At 71.2% G+C, this 16,104-nt stretch carries 20 protein-coding genes and 1 tRNA gene; 6 read left to right on the top strand and 15 right to left on the bottom strand.

The genetic code is table 11. The annotated features are described in order from the left end of the window. The first annotated feature begins 23 nt into the window (after window positions 1-23). The 3 genes from gcvH to ACFHWE_RS15735 all read left to right on the top strand — a co-directional run bounded on the left by gcvH (window position 24) and on the right by ACFHWE_RS15735 (window position 2,511). Window positions 24-404 (top strand): glycine cleavage system protein GcvH, encoded by a 381-nt coding sequence (gene gcvH, locus ACFHWE_RS15745; protein WP_416602391.1) that lies wholly within the window; start codon window positions 24-26, stop codon window positions 402-404. 7 nt (window positions 405-411) lie between these two features. Next, window positions 412-1,683, top strand: coding sequence for a serine hydroxymethyltransferase (glyA, locus tag ACFHWE_RS15740; protein ID WP_416602390.1), 1,272 nt, complete (start codon window positions 412-414; stop codon window positions 1,681-1,683). Window positions 1,684-1,857: 174 nt separating this feature from the next. Then, window positions 1,858-2,511, top strand: a complete 654-nt coding sequence (locus ACFHWE_RS15735) for a hypothetical protein (RefSeq protein WP_416602389.1) — start codon at window positions 1,858-1,860, stop codon at window positions 2,509-2,511. Window positions 2,512-2,577: 66 nt separating this feature from the next. Here the strand turns inward: ACFHWE_RS15735 and ACFHWE_RS15730 are convergent, their stop codons facing one another. The 9 genes from ACFHWE_RS15730 to purU form a co-directional block, all read right to left on the bottom strand. Further along, a complete protein-coding gene (locus ACFHWE_RS15730) occupies window positions 2,578-2,838 on the bottom strand; it encodes a type II toxin-antitoxin system RelE family toxin (RefSeq protein WP_416602388.1) in 261 nt (86 codons plus the stop codon). Next, window positions 2,831-3,082 (bottom strand): type II toxin-antitoxin system Phd/YefM family antitoxin, encoded by a 252-nt coding sequence (locus tag ACFHWE_RS15725; protein WP_416602387.1) that lies wholly within the window; start codon window positions 3,080-3,082, stop codon window positions 2,831-2,833. Before ACFHWE_RS15725 ends, ACFHWE_RS15730 begins: the two co-directional genes overlap by 8 nt. A 102-nt stretch (window positions 3,083-3,184) precedes the next feature. Beyond that, on the bottom strand, window positions 3,185-3,763 hold the full coding sequence (locus ACFHWE_RS15720; RefSeq protein ID WP_416602386.1) for an alkaline shock response membrane anchor protein AmaP: 579 nt from the start codon (window positions 3,761-3,763) through the stop codon (window positions 3,185-3,187). Window positions 3,764-3,776: 13 nt separating this feature from the next. Further along, on the bottom strand, window positions 3,777-4,382 hold the full coding sequence (locus tag ACFHWE_RS15715) for a DUF6286 domain-containing protein (RefSeq protein ID WP_416602385.1): 606 nt from the start codon (window positions 4,380-4,382) through the stop codon (window positions 3,777-3,779). Window position 4,383: 1 nt separating this feature from the next. Beyond that, the gene (locus tag ACFHWE_RS15710) at window positions 4,384-4,749 is read right to left on the bottom strand and encodes an Asp23/Gls24 family envelope stress response protein (protein ID WP_416602384.1); all 366 of its coding nucleotides are present in this window, start codon (window positions 4,747-4,749) and stop codon (window positions 4,384-4,386) included. Between the two features lie 10 nt (window positions 4,750-4,759). Continuing rightward, on the bottom strand, window positions 4,760-4,933 hold the full coding sequence (locus ACFHWE_RS15705; RefSeq protein WP_197024184.1) for a hypothetical protein: 174 nt from the start codon (window positions 4,931-4,933) through the stop codon (window positions 4,760-4,762). Between the two features lie 35 nt (window positions 4,934-4,968). Then, window positions 4,969-5,271 (bottom strand): hypothetical protein, encoded by a 303-nt coding sequence (locus ACFHWE_RS15700; RefSeq protein WP_416602383.1) that lies wholly within the window; start codon window positions 5,269-5,271, stop codon window positions 4,969-4,971. Window positions 5,272-5,273: 2 nt separating this feature from the next. Continuing rightward, on the bottom strand, window positions 5,274-5,747 hold the full coding sequence (locus ACFHWE_RS15695) for an Asp23/Gls24 family envelope stress response protein (protein WP_416602382.1): 474 nt from the start codon (window positions 5,745-5,747) through the stop codon (window positions 5,274-5,276). Between the two features lie 309 nt (window positions 5,748-6,056). Then, on the bottom strand, window positions 6,057-6,941 hold the full coding sequence (gene purU, locus ACFHWE_RS15690) for a formyltetrahydrofolate deformylase (RefSeq protein ID WP_416602381.1): 885 nt from the start codon (window positions 6,939-6,941) through the stop codon (window positions 6,057-6,059). 166 nt (window positions 6,942-7,107) lie between these two features. On the opposite strand from purU, the gene ACFHWE_RS15685 reads away from it, so the two are divergent. Further along, window positions 7,108-8,319, top strand: a complete 1,212-nt coding sequence (locus ACFHWE_RS15685) for an alanine racemase (protein WP_416602380.1) — start codon at window positions 7,108-7,110, stop codon at window positions 8,317-8,319. Between the two features lie 28 nt (window positions 8,320-8,347). On the opposite strand, the gene ACFHWE_RS15680 is transcribed toward ACFHWE_RS15685, so the two are convergent. Further along, entirely contained in the window at window positions 8,348-8,746 is a 399-nt protein-coding gene (locus ACFHWE_RS15680; RefSeq protein ID WP_416602379.1) for a DUF3618 domain-containing protein, read from the bottom strand. Between the two features lie 18 nt (window positions 8,747-8,764). Beyond that, the gene (locus ACFHWE_RS15675) at window positions 8,765-9,880 is read right to left on the bottom strand and encodes a CDP-alcohol phosphatidyltransferase family protein (protein WP_416602378.1); all 1,116 of its coding nucleotides are present in this window, start codon (window positions 9,878-9,880) and stop codon (window positions 8,765-8,767) included. Between the two features lie 264 nt (window positions 9,881-10,144). Here ACFHWE_RS15675 and ACFHWE_RS15670 point away from each other — a divergent pair, with 264 nt between their 5' ends. Next, window positions 10,145-10,627: a peroxiredoxin gene (locus tag ACFHWE_RS15670; protein ID WP_416602377.1), complete on the top strand. Its 483-nt coding sequence runs from the start codon at window positions 10,145-10,147 to the stop codon at window positions 10,625-10,627. A 63-nt stretch (window positions 10,628-10,690) separates the two neighbouring features. Then, a tRNA-Leu gene (locus ACFHWE_RS15665) sits at window positions 10,691-10,765 on the top strand. Between the two features lie 200 nt (window positions 10,766-10,965). Here ACFHWE_RS15665 and ACFHWE_RS15660 read toward each other — a convergent pair. From ACFHWE_RS15660 to ACFHWE_RS15645, 4 genes are all read right to left on the bottom strand, one after another. After that, entirely contained in the window at window positions 10,966-12,126 is a 1,161-nt protein-coding gene (locus ACFHWE_RS15660; protein ID WP_416602376.1) for a serine/threonine-protein kinase, read from the bottom strand. Window positions 12,127-12,407: 281 nt separating this feature from the next. Then, on the bottom strand, window positions 12,408-13,754 hold the full coding sequence (locus tag ACFHWE_RS15655; protein ID WP_416602375.1) for a M16 family metallopeptidase: 1,347 nt from the start codon (window positions 13,752-13,754) through the stop codon (window positions 12,408-12,410). A 36-nt stretch (window positions 13,755-13,790) separates the two neighbouring features. Next, a complete protein-coding gene (locus ACFHWE_RS15650; RefSeq protein WP_416602374.1) occupies window positions 13,791-15,119 on the bottom strand; it encodes a M16 family metallopeptidase in 1,329 nt (442 codons plus the stop codon). A gap of 152 nt (window positions 15,120-15,271) precedes the next feature. After that, window positions 15,272-15,955, bottom strand: a complete 684-nt coding sequence (locus ACFHWE_RS15645) for a hypothetical protein (RefSeq protein WP_416602373.1) — start codon at window positions 15,953-15,955, stop codon at window positions 15,272-15,274. Between the last annotated feature and the right edge of the window lie 149 nt (window positions 15,956-16,104).

The raw sequence follows: 16,104 nt of genomic DNA, 5'->3' as shown, positions 1-16,104 counted from the left end.
GACACATTCCAAGGAGAGTCGAAGTGAGCGTTCCCACGGATCTGGGTTACACCGCCGAACACGAGTGGGTCCTGGTCGAGGACGGCATCGCCACGGTCGGGGTCACGGCTTACGCCGCCGACGCGCTGGGCGACGTCGTCTTCGTCGACCTCCCCGAACCGGGCACCAGGGTGACCTCAGGCGAGCCCTGCGGCGAGGTGGAGTCGACCAAGTCCGTGAGCGACGTGTACTCACCGGTGAACGGCGAGATCACGGAGGTCAACGCGGCGCTGGAGAGCACACCTGAGACGATCAACCAGGCCCCCTACGGGGACGGATGGCTGTTCCGGGCCCGTGTTGACGAAGAACCCACCGACCTGCTCTCCGCACAGGAGTACGAGCAGATGACCAAGGACGAGGAGTAGGCCACCGATGGCTACCGACAATGCCCCGCTCAACCGGAGCCTGAGCGAGCTGGACCCGGAGGTGTCGGCCGCGGTCGACGCCGAACTGGCGCGCCAGCGCGACACGCTTGAGATGATCGCCTCGGAGAACTTCGCGCCCCAGGCGGTCCTCGAGGCGCAGGGCACGGTCCTGACCAACAAGTACGCGGAGGGCTACCCCGGCCGCCGCTACTACGGCGGCTGCGAGCACGTCGACGTCGTCGAGCGCCTGGCGATCGAGCGCGCCAAGGACCTGTTCGGCGCCGAGCACGCCAACGTGCAGCCCCACTCGGGGGCACAGGCCAACACCGCCGTGTACTTCGCCCTGCTCAAGCCCGGCGACACGATCCTGGGCCTGGACCTGGCGCACGGCGGGCACCTGACCCACGGCATGCGCATCAACTACTCCGGCAAGATCCTCAACGCCGTCGCCTACCACGTACGCGACGAGGACGGCACCGTGGACTACGACGAGGTCGCGGCCCTGGCCAAGGAGCACCGGCCGAAGATGATCATCGCGGGCTGGTCGGCCTACCCGCGCCAACTGGACTTCGCACGGTTCCGCGAGATCGCCGACGAGGCGGGCGCGCTGCTGATGGTCGACATGGCCCACTTCGCCGGCCTGGTCGCGGCGGGGCTGCACCCCAACCCCGTACCGCTGGCGGACGTGGTCACCACCACCACCCACAAGACCCTGGGCGGCCCGCGCGGCGGCATGATCCTGTCCAAGGCGGCACTGGGCAAGAAGATCAACTCCGCGGTGTTCCCGGGCATGCAGGGCGGCCCGCTGGAGCACGTGATCGCCGCCAAGGCCGTGGCCTTCAAGGTCGCCGCGGGCGAGGAGTTCGCCGACCGGCAGCGGCGCACCGTGGCGGGTGCCCGCATCCTCGCCGACCGCCTCACCCGCCCCGACATGGCCGATGTGGGCGTCAAGGTGCTCACCGGCGGCACGGACGTACACCTGGTCCTGGTCGACCTGGTGAACTCCGAGATCAACGGCCAAGAGGCCGAGGACCGGCTGCACGGGGTGGGTATCACGGTCAACCGGAACGCGGTGCCCAACGACCCGCGGCCGCCCATGGTCACCTCGGGCCTGCGCATCGGCACGCCCGCGCTGGCCACCCGCGGGTTCGGGGAGAAGGACTTCACCGAGGTCGCGGACATCATCGCCGAGGCGCTCAAGCCGGAGTTCGACGCCGAGTCCCTGCGCGGACGCGTCAAGGCACTGACCGCCGAGCACCCGCTGTACCCGAACCTGTAGTCTGCGCGCGCGGGGCGCACGAGCGTCCCGCGCCGCCGGACGGGTCCGGACAAAGCTGTGCCCCGGGTGGCGTGCGCTGTGCAGAGGCGGCCCGGGGCGTACGCCTCCGACTGTAACATGCGGTGCCCGATGCGAACAGCCCCGAACCGCGGACGAGACGCAGGGAGGCCCCCGTTGAGCGACGGCATGCCGGTGTGGATGTACACCGTCTACTCACGGCCGCGCCTGGCCCCCTACATCACCGTCTGCGGCGGGGACACCACCCGGGCGGCCGAGCTGTACCACTGGAACGTCGCGGTCTCCTCCGCCTTCTACCAGCCCCTGCACGTCCTCGAACTGGCCCTGCGCAACTCCGTGCACGACCGGCTCTCCGAGCACTTCGACCGCGCCGACTGGTGGCGGAGCGCGCCGCTGCACCGCGAGAGCGCCCGGCTGGTGGCCAAGGCCGAGCGCAACTGCCGTAAGCGGGGCTCCCCCGCCGCGCCGGACGACATCGTGACCGAGCTGTCCTTCGGGTTCTGGGCCTTCCTCCTGGTCGCCCAGTACGACCGCACCCTCTGGCGCACGGCGCTGCACCGGGCCTTCCCCCACTACCGCGGCCCGCGCGCCGACCTGCACCGGGAAATGGACTACCTGCGCACGTTCCGCAACCGGATCATGCACCACGAGCCCATCCACCACCGCCACCTGAAGGCGGACCACGACACGATCTACCGGGTCCTGTCCTGGATCAACGCCGAGGCGGCCTCCGGGGTCCGGTACCTGGACCGGGTCCCCGAACTCCTCCTGGTCGAGGAGCAGGTCCACCCCGCCGCCCCGCCCCCCTGAGAGCACCGCGAGCCCCGGTGATCATGGCGGTTGCTGTCCACGGAAACGACGGAACCAGCCCTTCCGTCAGTCGTAGACGGTCGAACGATGGTCCACATGAACGACGACGATGACCAGACGCCCCTGTTCGACGGTGTAGATCACCCGGTAGTCCCCCACCCGGAGCCGGTGGTGCCCTGCGACCCCCACAAGTGCAGTGGCGCCGAACGCGAAGGGATCGGACTCCAGTTCTGCAAGCTTGCGCAGAATCGCCATGGCCTGTTCACGGGGGATCTTACGAAGTTCGGCCTGAGCCTCGACCTTGAAGACCGTGACGTACTTACTCATCACGTCCCAACGTCTCAGCCATCACCTCGGTCATGGGCACCGTCGGGGAGTCGCGGCGTTCCTCGATGAGCCGCCGCAACTCCTCTTCGTCGTGCCGTCTGGCCCGTTCGAGAACCTCCATCGGCACGAAGGCCCCCACAGCCCTGCCGTTTCTGGTGACCACAGTCGATTCACCCGCCTTGACCCGATCGATGGCTTCGGCCAGGTGCGCCCGGAACTCACGGGAGGAAAGCGTCTCAGTCATGACTACAGAGTACCCAGAGTTCTCTGTGTACACAATTAACAATGCAGAGAAGCTCGCGGTGAGGGAGACACAGCACGCCCACGCCCCGGCATGGCCCGAGAGTCAGGCCAGTTCGCGGCGCGGGGCCCGCACGGGGGCCGCCATCGACATCCGCACCACCGCGGGGACGCGCCCCAGCCCCAGGGCCTGGCGCAGGTCGGCCAGCGCCTCGGCGCTCACCCGCTCCCACACCGCCGTGACGTCGGCGTCCTCCTCCAGGGTCAGCGCCAGCCGCAGGTGGGGCGCGTTCCCGGACTCGGTCAGGCGCGCGCGGGCCCGGCGCACGCCCGGGTAGTCGGAGACCTCCCGTTCGAGGGCGCCGCGCGCCACGCCCTCGCTCATCTCCACCCGCCCGTCGCCCCCGCCGTCGAGCACCACCCTGCCTACGGTGTCGTTCATCCCCTGCAACAGGAGCCACCGCAGCGCCAGGAAACCCGCGAGGAGCGCGACCGCGACCGCGGCGTAGGGCATCCACCGCTGTTCCAGCACACCCCCCGTCCACGCTCCGGCGAGGGTGTCCCGCGCGACCTCCGGCCCCAGGAGCCCGCGCCCGGCGGCCAGTGCGGCCAGGCCAGAGGCGAGCAGGAGGCCGCCCACGACGACCAGGCCCAGCCGATTGCCCCGGGCCGACCTGCGACTCATGTCCCGCCCCATGTCAGTCCTCCGCGTGCCGCACGTCCGTGGCGATCCGCATGCTGCGCAGCGGCGCCAACTCCTCCAGACGGCGCTCCACGGCGGCCGTCACCTCGGCCGGGAGGCCACCCCAGTCGGGCATCCGTGTGCGGACGTACACCCTGATCCGCTGCCCCCGGACCACGACGTCCACACTGTCGACCCCGCTGACCTCCTGCGCCGCGGACTCCACCGTCCGGCGCAGCGCCGACCGGGTCAGCCCGACCACCAGGGCCGGGTCGTCGGTGCGCAGCGCGGCCCACCGGCCGGTGCCGGGGGCGAGAGCCAGGGCGATCAGGGCCAGCCCGATCAGGGCCAGAACCCCGGAGGCGACCTGTACCGACGGCTGCGACCACGTGGTGGCCGCGGCGTAGTCGGCCGCGGCCTCGACGGGCAGCACGCGCAGCGGCGTGCCCGCGAGGGCGGAGATCACCTCGGCGGCCGACAGCACGGCCAGGAGCAGGACCACCGTCGCGGTGGCCACGGCGGGCCAGGACCGCCGGGGGCGGAACGTGTGGATCGCCACGCGTTTCGCCCGGCGGTCGGCCCCCTGGTCGGGACGGCCCAGGACCTCTTCCACGGTGGTCATGTCAGCGCACCAACTCCGCGATCTCGATGTCGACGTAGTGGACCCGGCCCCCGGTGACCCACTCGACCCGTTCCCTGACACGGGCGCGCACCCTTTCGGCGACCTCGCCCACCGGCACCGGGTAGCGCACCACGATCCTCAGCCGCACCGTGACGCCGCCGCCGCTCATCCGGGCCCGGGCCCCGCGCGAACGGGCGGGTCCGGCGTCGGGCACCTCGCGGACCGCCTGGACGGCCACCTTCTCCACCACCCTCGGCTCGACGGTGATGCGCCCCCCGGGGTCGCGCGGGGGCTCGGCCCCGCCCGCCGCCCACGGCGGCTCCGCGCTCCTCTGCCGGGGGAGCGATCCGATCCGTGTCGTCGTCACCGCCGCACCCCTACGCCGAGCGCCGGGTGAACACCTGGGCGAGGTCGATCTCGCCCTCCATCGCCCGGCCCGCGACGAAACCCGCGGCTCCCAGGACCAGCACCAGCGCGAAGGCGACGAACCCCCCGAACGCCGCGGCCAGGCCGAGGACCGTACCGAACGACAACCCCACGATGGACCACATGGCCTCCCCCTCTCGTGCCCAGTACCAACGAAGCCTCAACCGCCGCCCAGCCCGGCGACCACGTCCTCCACGAACACGTGGACCTCCTGGCCGCCGGCGAGCGGGGCCAGTCCGTAGCGGACGTCCTCGGCGATGGCCGGGATCGGCCGCCCGAAACGCACCACGAGCCCGACCTCCACACCGGCCTGGCGGACCGCGACGCCTCGCACGACGCCACCCCTGGCCGGGGTGCTGATCGTCCCGAACGACCCCGCGGACAGTTCCACGACGTCGGGGAAGCCCGAGGCCGCCTCGGCCAGGCGCCGGGCGACCTCCTCTCGGGTGTCGTGGTCGGCCACCGCTACCGGACCCGCGGTGCCGACGTGTCCGAGCCCTCCGACTCGTCGCTCTCGTCGGGCAGGTGGATGTCGTCCACCCTGATGTTGATCTCGGTGACCTCCAGCCCGGTCATCCGCTCCACCGCCGTGGTGACGTTGCGGCGCACCGAGCCGGCCAGGTCCTGGATGGAGATGCCGTACTCGACGACGAGGTCGATGTCGACGGCTGCCTGGCGCTCACCCACCTCGACGGAGACCCCGCGTGTCACCGACCCGTCGGAGCCCCCCGTCATCGCGTCGCGCATGGCCCCGACCGCACGCGCCTTCCCACCGCCCATGGCGTGGACCCCGCCGATCTCACGCGCGGCCATCCCGGCGATCTTGGCCACCACGCCGTCGGCGATGTGCGTGTGGCCGCTTCCCGCCGAGGCCCCCTGTTCACCCCGTGACGCCTCGCGTGCGCCGGGCACCTTGCTCTCGGTTCTTGTCTCCGGCACGGGTCCCCCTTGTGTGCAGAAACCTATGATCGCGACCCCGCCATGCGGTCGGGCCGAAATCCGTTGTGGTGGTGTTCGTCCCCACCACACCGTATACACACTCTTAGTAGCCATCAAGAAGCTAAAAGTAATATCCCCAGGTGGAGACAGTCATAAAACTGCCATCCATCTCCAACTGGCATCGCTACCCCCAGAAGAGCGGTACGACCAGGGTCTTCCCCCTCAAACGCGCTTGTATGTCCGAAACCCCCGGTCGACAGAGCCGGGGCCGGGACGCCCAATGGCGTCCCGGCCCCGACGGGGCGGACCTCAGTCGAAGACGACCGTCTTGTGCCCGTTCAGCAGGACCCGGCGCTGGGCGTGCCAGTTGACGGCGCGCGCCAGGGCCACCGACTCCAGGTCCCGGCCGATCGCGGTGAGCTGTTCCGGGCTGTGGGTGTGGTCGACCCGGGAGACCTGCTGGTCGATGATCGGCCCCTCGTCGAGGTCGGCGGTGACGTAGTGGGCGGTCGCCCCGATCAGCTTCACCCCGCGCTTGTGCGCCTGGTGATAGGGGCGCGCACCCTTGAAGCTCGGAAGGAAGGAGTGGTGGATGTTGATGATCCGGCCGGACATCTTGGCGCACAGCCGCTCGGTCAGCACCTGCATGTACCGCGCCAGCACGACCAGGTCCACGTCGTAGGAGCCCACCAGTTCCAGGAGACGGGCCTCCTGATCCGGCTTGGTCTCGGCGGTCACCGGCAGGTGGTAGAAGTCCACCCCGTAGGAGTCGGCGAGGAACTCCAGATCGGGGTGGTTGGAGACGACCGCGGCGATGTCGATGTCGAGCAGCCCGCTGCGGTGCCGGTAGAGCAGGTCGTTCAGGCAGTGCCCGAACTTGGAGACCATGACGATCATGCGCGGGCGGACGTCGACGGCGTGCAGGGTCCACTCCACGACCTGGTCGGGGGAGCCCCCGAAGTCGCCCGCCAGAGCGGCGAAGGCACCGCGCAGGACGTCCTCACCCACGGCCCCGCCTGGCCCCTCCTCGACCACGAACTGCATCCGCAGGAAGAAGCGGCCGGTGTAGTGGTCGCTGTACTGCTGACTCTCGGTGATGTTGCACCCGTGGTCGGACAGCAGGTTGGCCACCGCGGCGACGATGCCCCGACTGTCGGGGCACGAAAGGGTCAGGACGTACTCGCGCTCACTCATGAAGGGCCTACTCCAGGATCGGAACGGCTTGGACAGCCACGGTGCCCAGGATATAGGCCGAGGCAGGACCGGGGGTCGGCCGCGGCGGCCCCGAAGGGCGCCGCGCGCCACAGCCCCTGCCCCCCGACGACATGAACACTCTTCACGTTCTGGCATGCTCGGTCGCATGACCACTCAGCGCGCGCGTCTGGAGTCCGCCACCCACGGCCTCCAACCCCCCTTCGCCGTCGTCGACCTGGCCGCCTTCCGCGCCAACGCGGCCGCCCTCACCCGGCGCGCCCACGGTCGGCCCGTCCGGGTCGTCAGCAAGTCGCTGCGCAGCCGGGCCCTCCTGCGGGCCGCCCTCGACCTGCCCGGATACGCCGGGATCATGGCCTTCACCCTCCCCGAGGCCCTCTGGCTGGCCACGGACGGGGAGCCGCTCAGCGACGACATCCTCGTGGCCTACCCAACCGCGGACACCGACGCCCTCGCCCGGCTGGCGCGCACCCCGGCGGCGGCGCGCTCCATCACCCTCATGGTGGACTCCCCCGCCCACCTGGACATGATCGCCGCCGCGGCCGACAACGCCCCCGGAGCACCACCGATCCGGGTGTGCCTGGACATCGACACCAGTTGGCAGCCGCTCGGGCCGGGGCTGCGGGTGGGCACCCACCGCTCCCCCGTACGGACCCCGGCCCAGGCCGCCGCCCTCGCCCGCGCCGCCGCCGACCGCCCCGGACTGGAACTCGACGGGATCATGGCCTACGAGGGCCAGATCGCCGGGGTCGGCGACGCGCCCCCCGGACGCCCCCTCTACGGGCGGCTCCTGCGCACGGTCCAGCGGGCCTCCGCCATCGAGCTGGCCAAACGGAGGGCGGCCGTCGTCCGCGCCGTCCGGGAGGTCGCCGACATCCGCTTCGTCAACGGGGGCGGCACCGGCAGCCTGCACACCACAGGCAGGGAACGCGCCGTCACCGAACTGGCCGCGGGCTCAGGGCTGTACCACCCGCACCTGTTCGACCACTTCCGCGACTTCGACGGCCGCCCCGCGGCCCTGTTCGCACTGCCCGTCGTACGCCGCCCCGCCCCGGAAACGGCCACGGTACTGGGTGGCGGCTACCCCGCCTCCGGCCCGGTTGACCGGCACCGCCCACCCGTGCCCTACCTGCCCGAGGGCCTGTCCTACAGCGCCACCGAGGGCGCCGGCGAGGTCCAGACCCCGCTGACGGGCAGGGCAGCACGGGACCTGTCGGTCGGGGACCGGGTGTGGATGCGCCACGCCAAGGCGGGAGAGCTGTGCGAGCGCTTCGCCGCGCTGCACCTGATCGACTCCGACACGGGCACCTACGTGGAGGCCGTCCCGACCTACCGCGGCGAGGGCCAGACCTTCCTCTGATCCGACCCCCGCCCGCGTCGAACCGGGCTCACAGCCCCTGTCTGCGGCGTACCGCCCACGCCACCACGCCGACGGCGACGACCGCGCCGACACCGGCGATGAGGATCAGCGCCTCCGGGGGAAGCCGCCGGTCCGACTCCTCGTAGGCGGCCACCAGCTCCTCGTCGCTCTTGAGCAGCAGCCCCTCCCCGACCTCGACGGGGAGGCCCTCCTCGTGCCCCGGGCCCCTGCCCACGAGCGCACGCGCGCCGTCGGCCATCCGGGAGCCCCGCCGACGCACCCGGTCCATCTGGCGCCGCGCCACGGAGGACGGGCGGACCCGGTCGGTCAGCGCGTCGAGGGTCTCGGCCAGCAGCCGCTGCTCACGGTTGATCTCGTCCCGGACCTGGTCGGGGGTCTGGCGCGGTTCGGTGTCGCTTCCCGTCATTGGTTGCCTTCCTAGAAGTCAGGGGCGTTCCGTCGAAGCGTCCGGGCCCGGGTCCTCCGGGCCGGTGCCCGGGCCCGTCTCCTCCGCGCCGTCGGACGGACCGGAAAATCTCAACGCGCCGTCGATTCCGTCGACCACACGGAAGAAGTCCCGCGTGGACAACCACAGTTTATAGATGATGCCGATCTCGAACACGAGCAGCAAAACACCCGCCGCCACGGCGATCCACCCCAGAAAGGCGGGCATCCCGCTCACGGCCACGGCCACGGGCGCGACCACGAACATCGCGATCTGGAATTCGATACCGCTGAACAGGTGGGTGCGGACCCTGTGTCCGTTCAGCACCCACCAGAAACGCTGATACCAGGGAAAACGGGAGCGGAACTCCTGGTGCAGGTCCACTTTGGGCAGGGTCAGGTCGGGTTGTTTCCCCGCCACCCTGTTGTCGCGCGCCTCCCTTTCGTTCTGGCTGCGCAGGATCTCCTCCAGGACACCGATGCCGTGCCGCAGGACGGCCTGTTCCCCGCCGTCGCTCAGCGCGCCGCCGGAGGGGCCGCCGCGCTCCTCCGGCTCCAGCATCGACAGCGTGGCGCGCGCCCGCTCCAGGGCAGCGGCCAGATGTGAGCGCATCTCCCGACGCACCTTGTGGACCTGGAGCGCGTTCAGGTAGCGCAGCATGTCCAGGAACACCACGACCAGCGCCAGCCAGGCCAGCACCACGGGCGCGGACTCGGGGTCCCGCTCCGTCATGAGGACGTACTGGCCGCCCATGAGGGCCACCGCGCACACCAGCACCCGGAAGCGGTCGGACACGTAGTCCATCCACGAACCGAAGATCGACTCGCTGTCGGTGAGCCTGGCCAGCTTGCCGTCCACGCAGTCCACGAGGAAGCACAGGTAGTACAGGAATGCCCCCAGCAGCAGCGCCTGCCAGTAGCCCAGCGCGAAGCAGACCGCGGCGCCCAGCCCCAGGAAGAGCGCGGCCACCGTCAGTTGATTGGGGGTGAGCGACGTCCTGTTCGCCGCCAGGAGCACGAGGCGGATCGCGATCGGGTCCACGAGATAGACCGTCCACCAGGAGTCGCGCTCCTTGAGCGTCCGGGTCCTGACCTCGTCGAGTGTGAATCCAGCCATCGTGGCCCATCGCTCCAAAGCACAAAGCGGGTGTGTTCCGGCTCTTTCTTCTTCCGGTCCGCCCGCCACAGGGGCCCACGCACGGTCGAAGAACACGGGTGCGCCCCAGCGTAGCGAACGAACGCCCTGGCTCCCGCGTCCCGAAGGAACCGAACCGCAATCGCAATCCAAGCACGCCGCGCACACCGTCGGCCGGACGCCCGGTCGTTAGGGTGGGACCCGAGGCGGCCGACCGCCCCCGTCAGTCAGAGTTAGGAACACCACGTGAGCGAGCCCATCCGTCTGGCCCCCGGCGACCAGGCACCCGACTTCACCCTCCCCGACGCCGACGGCAAGCCCGTCACCCTCAGCGAGGTACTGGCGGAGACCGGCAAGAGCGTCGTCCTGTACTTCTACCCCGCCGCCATGACGCCGGGGTGCACCACGGAGTCCTGCGACTTCCGCGACAACCTCCGCGACTTCGACTCCGCGGGCTTCACCGTGCTGGGCCTGTCCCCCGACACCCCGGACCGGCTCGCCGCCTTCCGCGACAAGGAGGGGCTCACCTTCCCCCTGCTCGGCGACCCGGAGAAGGGGACACTGCGCGCCTACGGGGCCTTCGGTGAGAAGAAGAACTACGGCCGCCTCGTGCAGGGCGTCATCCGTTCCACCGTCGTCGTCGGCACCGACGGCAGGGTGACCCGGGCCTTCTACAACGTGAAGGCCACCGGGCACGTCGCCCGGATCAGGCGCGAACTGGGTATCTGAGCGCCCCGCCATGGCCCGGGGCCGGACGCCCGGCCCCGCGGTCCCGGTACAGTTGTCCCGATAGGGGCCGTAGTCCAATCGGCAGGAGACGGCAGCTTTAGGTGCTGTACAGTGCGGGTTCGAGTCCCGCCGGCCCCACGGACTCGGGATGCCCCTGTTCGGGGGCCTTCGGCCACCTCACCGGACCGCCCGTCACCTCTCCCCGGGGGACAACCCCCGGACCCCCGCTGGGGCTCCGCCCCGCCTCGGGATGCCCCTGTTCGGGGGCCTTCGGCCACCTCACCGGACCGCCCGTCACCTCCCCCCGGGGGACAACCCCCGGACCCCCGCCGCGGGGCTCAGCGGCCCATCAGGGCCCAGAGCACGATCGCCAGCGCCACCATGACCCCCACCAGCACCACAACGGTGGCGGCCACCACCGGAAGGCGACTGCGCTTCTCCACGTGTCGGCCCGCGTGGGTCAGCCCCAGGGTGTCGGTGGACTCGCGGACCGAACTCATGAACGAGTCCATGGCGTCGGGGCGGTTGCGCAGCCGCTCGTTGATGGACTCGGCCAGAGCGTGGGCACCGGCACGGAAGTGCTCCCGCGCCGATTCGCGTTCGGTCTCCCCCTCACCGGCATCGTCGGACTCCTCGGCCCCGGCATCCTCCCGGGTGCGGTCGGGGGCCCAGGGGGCCAGCGCCGCGATCCGCAGCATCTTGGCCGCGTGGGCGGCACTGAGACGGGCGTCGGGGTCGACCTTGAGCAGGCCCGCCAGGACCGGGGCGAGCGGGCCGGCGTTGGCAGCCTCGGCCGGCTCGTCCAACTGCTCCTGGCGCAGGATCTTGATGTAGCCCTTGCGGTCGTAGGGCGGGTGGCCCTCGACCGCCGCGTACAGGGTGGCTCCCAGGGACCACAGGTCCGACTCCGGACCGACCGGCCCGGCCTTGGCGCGCTCCGGCGGGATGTAGGCCGGGGATCCGATGATGCGCCCGGACTGGCTCAGCGCGGACTCGCCGTTCCACGCCGCCAGTCCGAAGTCGGTCAACACCACCCGGCCGGACTCGCTGATCATCACGTTGTCCGGCTTGACGTCGCGGTGGACGATGCCCTCGGCGTGCGCCACCTGGAGCGCGTCGATCAACTGGAGGCCGATCTCCGCCACCCGCTGATAGGGCAGCGGCCCGCCCAACTGGATGATCTCCTCCAGGGTCGAGGCCTCGACCAGCTCCATGATGATCCACGGGCGCGCGTCCTCGTCCACCACGTCCAGGACGGTGACGAGGCCGGGGTGGGTGAGCCGTCCGGCCACACGCGCCTCACGGGTGGTCCTCTGGAGGAGGGACTCACGTTCGGCCTTGGTGAGGTCGTCGGGCAGGCGCAGCTCCTTGACGGCGACCTCGCGGTCGATGACGCGGTCGGTGGCACGCCAGACCGTGCCCACGCCGCCGCGGGCGATCTCCGACGTGAGCTGGTAGCGCCCCTGGAGCAGCCGTCCCTCAGGCTCTGGGGCGGCCATGACGGTCTCCTCCGGGTGCGCCGGACTCGGCGACGCGTCGGGCCGCCGGATGTGGGGGTCGTCTAGGGAGGACAAGGTTATCCACGGGTCCATTCACCGGCCATGGCGGCCTCCTGTGGAGCATTGCGGTTGCTGTCACCACGAAGGTACACGGATCATTGGTTATATCAGTCCCGCGCCGAGTACACGCAGGTAGACCCCGGAAGACGCGGAAACTGGGTCCGTTTTCGTTATGTCCAGCGCCCCGGGAGGGACCGGGGCACCGGACACGGGAGACCCGCTCAGGTCCAGAGGCTCTCGGGCGAGCGCACCTCCAGCGGGCCCACCCCGATGGAGGAGAGGGGCTCGCTCAGGCGCTCGGCGTCGCCGACGACCACCACGACGGCCTCGTCCGGGCGCAGGTACTCCACGGCCGCGCTGTCGAGGTCGTCCTTGGTGAGCCGCTCGTACCCGGCGCGGTTGCGGTCCACGTAGTCGTCGGGCAGGTCGTGGACGACGATGTCGACGAGCGCACCCGCCACGGCCCGGGCCGTGGAGTAGGCCACGGGCAGCCCCACGGTGTTGGACTCGCGGACCGACTCCAGTTCCTCCTCGGTGACCCCGGAGGCGCGGAGCTTGGCGAACTGCTCCAGGGCCGAGGTGATCGAGTGCGCCGTGGTGTCCGCCTCCACCTGGGTGGAGGCGAGGAAGACACCGCTGTCGCGCCGCAGGTCGAACCGGGAACCCGCACCGTAGGTGTAGCCCAGGCGCTCACGCAGCTCCATGTTGAGGCGGGAGGTGAACATACCGCCCAGGACCTCGCTGACGCCGTCCGCACGCGGCATGTCCACCTGCGAGCGCGACGGGGCCCGGTGGGCGATGACCAGTGCCGACTGCACCGAACCGGGGCGGTCCACCACCAGGACCCGGGGCAGCTCACCGGGCGGCGGGGCGGGCTCGGCGGTGTCCGGGGCGAGGGCGGCCTGCGCGTCCCCGAACACGGACTTGCCCAGGGCCTCCAGGTCCACCCCGGACAGGTCGCCGACGATCACGAGCGTCCCGGCGACCGAGCTGAGGGAATCGGCGTGGAAGCGCGCCACCGTCTCGGGGGTGACGTCGGCGAGCCGCACCGGCCCCCCGGCGAGCGGGGTGGCGTAGCGCCCGGTGAACAGTTGGCCGCCCAGGCTGCGCATGGCCAGGGTCGAGGCCGAGGCGGCCTCCAGCCAGAAGCGCTCCAGAAGCTGGTCGCGGCGGCGGACGACGTCGTCGGCGTTCAGGGCGGGGCGGCGCACGGCGTCGGCGAACAGGCGCACGGCCTCGTTCAGGCGGGCGACGGGCACGTCGACACCGGTGATGAAGGCGTCCCAGGTGACACGGGACGTCCACTCCGCCCCGTGGCGCTCCAGGGCGGGGGCCAGTGAGCTGTTGCCCTCGGGGCCGTCCTCCAGGACCTCACCGGTGAGCGCGCTGACGCCCATCGCGTCGAGGGGCTCGGCGGCGCCCCCGCGGGGGTGCACGAGGCGGAGGGAGACCAACTGCTGGCCGGGTAGGTCGACGGCCACGATGCGGCCGCCCCCGACGGTGATCCGCTGGGGCTTGGGGAAGGAGTAGGACGCTGGGGCACCGAGGTCCGGGCGGGTCTGCGGCATGGCTCTGCGGCTCTTTCTGCGGCGTACGGAATCGGACTAGGGCGCGGCTGTCTCGGGAACCCCGTCTGCCGGCTCCCCGTCCGTCTCGGGGTCGAAGCGGACGATGAGGAGGTTGTCGTCGACGAGTAGGCGCTCGACCGCCGACCGGACCTCCTCGGCGGTGATGTCGGCCCAGCGCTCGGGCCAGATGAAGACGAGCTCGGGGTCGCCCAGAAGCTGGGTGGCACTGCCGAGGGCGTCTGCCAGGCCCGCCGGTCCGGAGATGGACTGGAGGTGGTCGCGCTCCAAGACGGCGCGGGCGCGGTCGAGCTCCTCCTCGGTGATGCCCGAGGCGAGCTTGGCGATCTCCTCGCGCATGGCGGCCTCCAGCTCGTCGCCGCTCACCCCGTCCCGGGAGAGCATGTTCACCAGCAGCAGGCTGTCGGTGTAGCGGAAGGGCAGGAGGTCCGCGGCGGCGCCGCCGTCGTCGGCGGCGATGGGCCGGTCGACCACCAGGGAGCGGTAGAGGCGGCTGCCCTGCCCCTGCCCGAGCACCGCCGAGGCCAGGTGCATGACGTCGAACTCGCGCGTGCCGTAGGGGGCGACGCGATACCCGGCGAACACGCCGGCGGCGGGAACCGTCTCGGTCACCGCGTCCCGCACCGGGCCGCCCAGGGGCGCGGGGAGGGAGGCGTCGGGCGCCTCGGGGGCGGACTCGCGAGCGGGGATCGGGCCGAAGTGGTGCTTGACGCGGGCCAGGACGTCCTCGGGGTCGAGGCCGCTGACCACGGTCAGAACACAGTTGTCCGGGCCGTAGTGCACCTTGTGGAAGGACTTCACGTAGTCCAGGTCGGCCGCGTCCAGGTCCGCCATGGAGCCGATGGTCGGGTGGTGGTAGGGGTGGCCCTCCGGGTAGGCCAAGCGCAGGATGCGCTCCAGTGCGGTGCCGTAGGGCTGGTTGTCGTAGCGCTGGCGGCGCTCGTTCTTGACGACGTCGCGCTGGTTGTCGAGGACCTCCTGGGTCATCCCCTCGCGCAGGGTGGACAGGCGGTCCGCCTCCAGCCACAGGATGAGGTCGAGCGCGTGCTCGGGGACCGTCTCGTAGTAGTTGGTCCGGTCGGTGGAGGTGGAGGCGTTGATCTCGCCGCCCAGCCGCTCGACCACGTCGAAGTGCTCACCCTTGACGACGTTGCCGCTGCCCTGGAACATCAGGTGCTCGAACAGGTGCGCGAAGCCCGTGCGTCCGGGCACCTCGTGGCGGGAGCCGACCCCGTACCACAGGTTCACCGCGGCTACCTGCCCGGTGGAGGCCGGAACGGTCACCAGGCGCAATCCGTTGTCGAGCGTGTACTGCCCCACACGCCCCGCCGCTCCAATGGTGGTCACCAGTGCTGCACCCCGATCTGCGCCGTAGCCGAACGTCCGGCGCCACCCTGTGGCGCCCCACGACTACGACCCTACGGCCTTCACGGGGGTGTGCCGACATCCGATCCGGACAATCCGCCCGGACTTCCTCCGGCGGGCCGAGCGCGCCCCGGTCATTGGTAGTTCGTGGTGTCCATGGACTCGGCGATCCGGTCGTAGACGGCGCCGTACTGGGCGTCGGCCGACCACACGTACAGGAGCACGTCGCTCAGCGGCAGGAACCACATCCGCACCTCGAAGGTGTCGTCGTTGGCACAGGTCACCGTCCACACGGAGTGGTGCGAGGTGAGGGTGTCGGCGTGGTCGAAGAAACCGTGGGAGAGGCTCGCCTCCCGCACGCCGATACTGCCCGAGGCCGCTGTGTTGAGGCTGCGGCACTCGTCGGGAGCGGCGGCCCAGCCGTTCTCGTCGTTGAAGGACTCGTCCTTCCCCGGCCAGCCCTGGGGGTGGTTCTCCGCGGCGTGGGGCACCAACCGGATCGAACCGTAGGCGCAGTCGGGCTGCCCGGGCGGGATCACGCACAGCGCGCCGCCCTCCTGGCGTGCCTCCCACTCCTCCGGGACCCCCAGGGCGATGCCCGACAGCTCGGTCGGGACGAGGACCTCCATGTCGGAGGGCGCGACCGGGGGCATCGAGCCGCTCTGCCCGAGCACCATCTCGGCGCCCCCCGCGGTCCCTCCCTCGGACCCGCCGCCGGCGCAGGCGCCGAGCACCAGGACCGCGGCGGCGGCCGCTCCGGCCCGAACCGCCCCGGTCACCCGTCCGCCGTGGACGGTCCCGTCCCTCGTGCCCGCCATGCGTCGTCCCTCTCAACCTGCGTCCCGCGGATCAGAACACTCCGACCTTAGGGCATAGACGGCAGACCTCGCGTAAACGCAGCTAGCGGAATACACCGGCCGAATCACCAGAGAGCCGCGCCGGACGCGGGACCGGCTGGACAGCGGCC

Source organism: Nocardiopsis sp. LOL_012 (genome assembly GCF_048060475.1).
Taxonomy (GTDB): Bacteria; Actinomycetota; Actinomycetes; order Streptosporangiales; family Streptosporangiaceae; genus Nocardiopsis.
Note: the sequence above shows the minus strand (reverse complement) of the source record. Positions and strands in the feature narration are given on the sequence as shown.

What these genes read in the sequence shown, in the direction of transcription:
- ACFHWE_RS15705 (WP_197024184.1), bottom strand. Translation starts at nt 4,933, where the DNA reads ATGTGGTCCATCGTGGGGTTGTCGTTCGGTACGGTCCTCGGCCTGGCC.
- ACFHWE_RS15685 (WP_416602380.1), top strand. Translation starts at nt 7,108, where the DNA reads ATGACCACTCAGCGCGCGCGTCTGGAGTCCGCCACCCACGGCCTCCAA.
- ACFHWE_RS15645 (WP_416602373.1), bottom strand. Translation starts at nt 15,955, where the DNA reads ATGGCGGGCACGAGGGACGGGACCGTCCACGGCGGACGGGTGACCGGG.
- ACFHWE_RS15660 (WP_416602376.1), bottom strand. Translation starts at nt 12,126, where the DNA reads ATGGCCGCCCCAGAGCCTGAGGGACGGCTGCTCCAGGGGCGCTACCAG.
- ACFHWE_RS15655 (WP_416602375.1), bottom strand. Translation starts at nt 13,754, where the DNA reads ATGCCGCAGACCCGCCCGGACCTCGGTGCCCCAGCGTCCTACTCCTTC.
- ACFHWE_RS15680 (WP_416602379.1), bottom strand. Translation starts at nt 8,746, where the DNA reads ATGACGGGAAGCGACACCGAACCGCGCCAGACCCCCGACCAGGTCCGG.
- ACFHWE_RS15725 (WP_416602387.1), bottom strand. Translation starts at nt 3,082, where the DNA reads ATGACTGAGACGCTTTCCTCCCGTGAGTTCCGGGCGCACCTGGCCGAA.
- ACFHWE_RS15730 (WP_416602388.1), bottom strand. Translation starts at nt 2,838, where the DNA reads ATGAGTAAGTACGTCACGGTCTTCAAGGTCGAGGCTCAGGCCGAACTT.
- glyA (WP_416602390.1), top strand. Translation starts at nt 412, where the DNA reads ATGGCTACCGACAATGCCCCGCTCAACCGGAGCCTGAGCGAGCTGGAC.
- ACFHWE_RS15715 (WP_416602385.1), bottom strand. Translation starts at nt 4,382, where the DNA reads ATGACCACCGTGGAAGAGGTCCTGGGCCGTCCCGACCAGGGGGCCGAC.
- purU (WP_416602381.1), bottom strand. Translation starts at nt 6,941, where the DNA reads ATGAGTGAGCGCGAGTACGTCCTGACCCTTTCGTGCCCCGACAGTCGG.
- ACFHWE_RS15675 (WP_416602378.1), bottom strand. Translation starts at nt 9,880, where the DNA reads ATGGCTGGATTCACACTCGACGAGGTCAGGACCCGGACGCTCAAGGAG.
- ACFHWE_RS15720 (WP_416602386.1), bottom strand. Translation starts at nt 3,763, where the DNA reads ATGAGTCGCAGGTCGGCCCGGGGCAATCGGCTGGGCCTGGTCGTCGTG.